General features: G+C 77.4%; 4 protein-coding genes and 1 pseudogene. 4 read left to right on the top strand and 1 reads right to left on the bottom strand.

Going from position 1 to position 4,238, the window contains the following annotated elements; all coding sequences use genetic code 11:
- The coding region (locus tag RKE29_RS28325; RefSeq protein ID WP_312008541.1) for an ABC transporter ATP-binding protein at nucleotides 1–1,130 on the bottom strand (1,130 nt) is incomplete at its 3' end.
- On the opposite strand from RKE29_RS28325, the pseudogene RKE29_RS28320 reads away from it, so the two are divergent.
- The 4 genes and pseudogenes from RKE29_RS28320 to RKE29_RS28305 all read left to right on the top strand — a co-directional run bounded on the left by RKE29_RS28320 (nucleotide 1,105) and on the right by RKE29_RS28305 (nucleotide 4,063).
- Nucleotides 1,105–2,005 (top strand): annotated as a pseudogene (locus RKE29_RS28320) (TauD/TfdA dioxygenase family protein). The gene RKE29_RS28325 and the pseudogene RKE29_RS28320 sit on opposite strands and share 26 nt — an antisense overlap.
- Nucleotides 2,006–2,173: 168 nt before the next feature.
- A complete protein-coding gene (locus RKE29_RS28315) occupies nucleotides 2,174–2,680 on the top strand; it encodes a hypothetical protein (protein ID WP_312008540.1) in 507 nt (168 codons plus the stop codon).
- A gap of 332 nt (nucleotides 2,681–3,012) precedes the next feature.
- Complete coding sequence (locus RKE29_RS28310; protein ID WP_312008539.1) at nucleotides 3,013–3,435, top strand: septal ring lytic transglycosylase RlpA family protein; 423 nt, start codon at nucleotides 3,013–3,015, stop codon at nucleotides 3,433–3,435.
- A 10-nt stretch (nucleotides 3,436–3,445) separates the two neighbouring features.
- Entirely contained in the window at nucleotides 3,446–4,063 is a 618-nt protein-coding gene (locus tag RKE29_RS28305) for a cell wall protein (RefSeq protein WP_312008538.1), read from the top strand.
- The last annotated feature ends 175 nt before the right edge of the window (nucleotides 4,064–4,238 follow it).

The following is a 4,238-nucleotide window of genomic DNA, read 5'->3' as shown; positions in this document are numbered from 1 at the left end:
GCCCGGCCGGTGCCCGCGCCGGTGCCCGCGTCGGCCACCCAGCAGGCCGTACGGGTGCCGTCGGGGCCCTCGGCGAGCGGCGGCGCCGCCTCCCGGCAGCGGTCCTCGGCCAGCGGGCAGCGCGGCGCGAAGGCGCAGCCCGCGGCGGGCGCGGACAGGTCGGGCGGGCTGCCGGGGATGCCGCGCGGACGGGTCCCCGAGGGCGCGTCCAGGCGGGGCACGGCCGCCAGCAGGCCCGCCGTGTACGGGTGCCGGGGCCGGGTGAGCACCTGCGCGGTGGGCCCGTCCTCGACGACCGAGCCGCCGTAGAGGACCATGACGCGGCGGCAGGCGCGCGCCACGACGCCCATGTCGTGCGTGATGAGGATCACCGACGTGCCGGTCTCCCGGTTGAGCCGGTCCAGCAGCCGCAGGATCTGGTCCTGCACGGTCGCGTCCAGCGCCGTCGTCGGCTCGTCGGCGATCAGCGCGTCGGGTCCGGCCGCCAGGGCCAGCGCGATCAGCACGGGCTGCCGCTGGCCGCCGGAGAACTGGTGGGGGTGGTCGGCGAGCCGCCGCCGCGGGTCGGGGATGCCGACGAGGTCCAGCAGTTCCACGGCGCGGGCGCGCCGCGCGCGGCGGCCGCCGAGCCCGTGCGCGCGCATCACCTCGGACAGCTGCCGCTCGATCGTCAGCACCGGGTTGAGCGCGGTCATCGGGTCCTGGAAGACCATGCCGAGCCGCGCGCCGCGCACCCGCCGCAGCCGCTTCTCCGGCGCCGCCACGAGGTCGGTCCCGTCCCCGTCCGGCCCGTCCAGCAGGACCGAGCCGCCGGTGATCCGGGCCGCGCCGGGCAGCATCCGCAGGAGCGCGAGCGCGGTGGTCGACTTGCCCGAGCCGGACTCGCCGGCGATGCCCAGCGTCTCGCCCGGCGCGAGCGAGAAGCTGACGCCGCTGACCGCGCGCACCGTACGGCCGCCGTCGCGGAACTCGACGCTCAGGTCCCGCACCGCCAGCACGGGCCGCGGCCGGTCGGCCGGTACGGGGCGCAGGCCGGCCGGGGAGCCGGCGGCCGCAGGCGCGGGAGAGGCGGCCGACGCCCCCGCCGAGACCGCCGTCACCCCGATCGGCGGCCGCGTCGGCGCCGTCATCGACGGCGTCCGCCTCGGCGGCGACCTCCACCCCGGCACCGTGGCGGCCGTCCGCGCCGCGCTGCTGCGCCACAAGGTGGTCTTCTTCCGCGGCCAGCACCACCTCGACGAGGAGAGCCACGAGGCGTTCGCCCGGCTGCTGGGCACGCCCGTCGCCCACCCCACGGTCCCCTCCTCCGACGGCCGCTACTCCCTGGGCATCGACTCCCACGACGGCGCCCGGGCCAGCCAGTGGCACACCGACGTCACCTTCGTGCCCGCCTATCCCGCCTTCTCCATCCTGCGGGCCGTCGTCTTCCCCCCCGTACGGCGGCGACACCCTGTGGTCGGACACCGCCGCCGCCTACGCCGGGCTGCCCGAGCCCCTGCGCGTCCTCGCCGACAGCCTGCGCGCCGTCCACTCCAACGCCTACGACTACGTGGCCGTCCGGCCCGGGGTGAGCAGCAAGGCGCTGGAGCAGTACCAGAAGGTCTTCACCGCCACGGAGTTCCGCACCGAGCACCCGGTGGTGCGCGTGCACCCGGAGACCGGCGAGCGGGTCCTGCTGCTGGGGAACTTCGTGCAGCGCGTCGCCGGCGTGCACGCCAGGGACTCCCGGCTGCTGATCGGCCTCTTCCAGCGGCACATCGGACTGCCGGAGAACACCGTCCGCTGGCACTGGCAGGTCGGCGACGTGGCCATCTGGGACAACCGCGCCACCCAGCACTACGGCGTGGACGACTCCGGCGACCACGAGCGCAGGCTGCGCCGGGTCACCGTGGACGGCGACGTGCCCGTCGGGGTCGACGGCCGGCCCAGCCGCCTGCTCAGCCCCGAGACGATCCCCGACCCCTCCTTCGGCATCCCCTCGGGCGCCTCCACCGGGGCGGCCTGACCGGGGCCGCCCGCTCCCCGGGCGGCGGCGCTGCCCGGGGCCGCCGCCCGGCACCTCCTGCCGCGTCGCGCGCACCGGTATGACCGGATGCGAGACAAGGGCGTCCGCGACGGGCAACCATGGGGAAGCTGACCGTGGCGGGGGAGGACCAGGGGAGGAGGAGCGGCGGTGGCGGACGTCGACAGGACCGGGGGAGAGGACCCGCAGGACCCGCAGGAACCGCAGGACCCGGCGCGGGTCGCCCGGCTGCGCCTCGCGGTGTACGTCGAGGCGTTACGGGCCCGGATGCCCGAGGCGCAGTTCGACCTGCTGTGGCAGGCGGTGACGCTGTGGGTCGAGGCCGGCGGCGGGAAGGTGCGGCTGCGGATGGACCCGGAGGACCGGGAGCTGTTCACCGCGGAGGTGCAGCGCGAACTGCTCACGCTGATCGGGCTGATCGGCGCCCTGGAGCCGGGCCACGAGGACCGGGCAGACCACGTGGTGGCCGACCTCGGCGACGGCACGCACGCCAAGGGCGCCATGTCGCTGGTGCCCCCGTCGGTTGCCGCCGACCCCGAGCGGCTGCGGGCGATGCGCGACCGGCTCGACGCCTCCGAGGAGCTGAGCCGCAGCGACGCGGCGGAGCTGGAGGGCATCGCGCGGGCGAGCGGCATGATGCCGGGCGAGGAGGACTGAGGGCCGGTGCCCGCCCGGGCGGGCACCGGGTGACCGCGGGTCCGCGGCGGGCGCCCGCACGCCCGTACGGCCCGGCGCGCCGCGGGGGGTGACGCCCGGCCATGGCGCGCGGTCCGGACGCGGGAGGTCCGTACGGGCGTACGGGGCGCGGCCCGCACCGCGGCCGTCGCCGGCCCGGGGGCCGCGCCCCGTACGCCCGTGGGCCGCGCGGAGCCCGCTCGCGTGGCGGGCGCGCGGAGGCGGACGCATGATGGTGGTGTTCCGACCACGCACCGTCAACTTCCGCCTGTCGGCGCCCCGCGGCCCGCCGCGGAACCGGAAGGGTACCCACCATGGCCTGCGGAAAGACCGCCCTCTGGGCCGGCGAAGCCACCTGGTTCTGCTGCGGGAACGACTGGGGGCCGTGCGCCGGCGCGGGCGGCGGCGCCTGCGGCACCTGCCGGTCGGACGCCTGGCAGGCCGCCTGGCCCAACACCTCCGAGGCGTGCTGGGAGATCACCCGGCCGGACCTGTGCGGCGAGCACCTGCCGCGGCGTGGCTGCGGCTCGGTGCTGACCGTCCGGCACCCGTGCACCGGCGCCGTCGTGTGCGTCACCGTCAGCGACTGCGGCCCGCGCACCTGGAGCTTCTGCGGCGAGGAGGTCTGCTGCGACGGCGGGTGCGCCGCCAACCGGGTGATCGACCTCACCCCCGCCGCGTTCGCGGTCATCGGCAGTCTCAGCTCCGGCAGGCTGCCGGTCCACCTCTACGAGTGAGGGCCCGGCCATGACCGCATCGCGCCGCGCCGCCGCCCCGCTGCACCGGCGCCGCTTCCTGACCGCCGCGGCGGTCGGCGGCGCCACCATCGTCGGGGCCACCGCGCTCGGCGGCACCGACGCCGACGCCGTCTTCGCCGCGCCCCAGGCGCCCCTGGACCCCGCGCTCCCCGATCCCGCGTTCGTGGAGGGCCGCGTCACGGCAGTAAGCGGCGGCGTGCTGGAGGTCACCGGCTCCCACGGCGACCACGCGCGCGTCCGCGTGACGAACGCCACCAGCGTGTGGAAGGCGCGGGCCGCCACCGCCGCGGACATCCGCACCGGCGACGGGCTGTACGCGCGCGGCGTGCGGATGCCCGACGGCACCGTCGCCGCCGACGCGGTCTGGGTGAACATCGTCAGCCTGTTCACCACCATCCGCGGTATCGAGCGCGGCCGCCTGCACCTCGCCCACGGCGGTCACGAGATCACCGGCCACATCGGCGAGTCCACCAGCGCCTCGTACGCGGGCCGGGCGCCGACCTCGGACCTGTCGCGGCTGCGCATCGGGCAGAGCGCGCAGGTCCTCGGCGCGTGGCGGCCGTCGGACGACGGCGTCGACGTCGTCCGCGTCTCGGCCGGACACTGAAGCGGGGAAGCCGCCGATGACCTCCCTCGCCCTCAGCCTGGCCCCGCCGGTCCTGGCCGGACTGCTCGGCTGGGCCGGCGCGGTGAAACTGCTCGGCCGCGCCACCGCCCGGCAGGCGCCGCGGACCGCGCTCGCCCGGCTGCTGCGCGGCGGCGGGCGGGCCGCGCCCGCGCTG

This window comes from Streptomyces sp. B1866, assembly GCF_031932565.1.
Lineage (GTDB): Bacteria > Actinomycetota > Actinomycetes > Streptomycetales > Streptomycetaceae > Streptomyces.
The sequence above is the reverse complement of the archived record's forward strand: the minus strand, read 5'-3'. Positions and strand labels throughout refer to the sequence as shown.

Coding starts and splice junctions, on each gene's coding strand:
- RKE29_RS28305 (WP_312008538.1), top strand. CDS start 3,446: ATGACCGCATCGCGCCGCGCCGCCGCCCCGCTGCACCGGCGCCGCTTC.
- RKE29_RS28310 (WP_312008539.1), top strand. CDS start 3,013: ATGGCCTGCGGAAAGACCGCCCTCTGGGCCGGCGAAGCCACCTGGTTC.